The 674-nt window shown below is 70.8% G+C and carries 1 protein-coding gene; it reads right to left on the reverse strand.

Annotation, left to right across the window (positions count from 1 at the left end):
• Positions 1 to 194: 194 nt before the first annotated feature.
• A complete protein-coding gene (locus AC27IO_RS25115; RefSeq protein ID WP_498741331.1) occupies positions 195 to 440 on the reverse strand; it encodes a hypothetical protein in 246 nt (81 codons plus the stop codon).
• Positions 441 to 674: the final 234 nt, after the last annotated feature.

The raw sequence follows: 674 nt of genomic DNA on the forward strand, positions 1-674 counted from the left end.
GCTGCTCGCCGGCCAGCGCCAGCTGCTCCACGCCCGCACTGCAAGCGCTGGCGGCCGAGCGGATGCCGTCGCGCTGCTGCTGCATGGCCTGGGTCTCGCCCCGGGCGGCGGTGGCGTCGTCTCGCTGGCCAAGGTATGCCCAGCCCAGGGCGGCATTGGCGGCGAGCTGGCCGCGAGCAGGTACTGGCCCGGGGTCATGGGAGGGCCTCGCAATCGCGGGTGCTGCCGTTGCGTCTCTCCGCGTAGCAGGCGCGGTATGCCGCCTTGGCACCCGCCTTGGCATACCCGCATCGCTCCAGTGCCGGGCCAGCACGCACGTACCAGGCGGGCGCCAGTTCGGACTCGTCGAAAGCGATCAACAGCAATTCGCATGCGGAAGACTCTGCCAACGGAGCCTCTGCGCAGTCCGCGTACATGCGCACGATGGTCTGGGTATGCACGCGCCGCTCCATGGGTGACGCCCCCGCGCGCAGCACCGGCAGCGGTGGGCACGCCCGGGGCTCGGGTTCCGCGGTGCGCGCTGGGGCTGGCTCCCAAGCTGGCACGGCGATGGCCAGCACGCGATCCTCGGCAGGCGCCTGCGCGGGCGAGGCTGCGCATCCCATAATCATTGCGCAGACAGCTATCAATAATGCAGCACGGGTCATCGTGCGCCCCCTTCCCGAATGCGCTCG

Source organism: Acidovorax sp. KNOB132 (assembly GCF_057541515.1).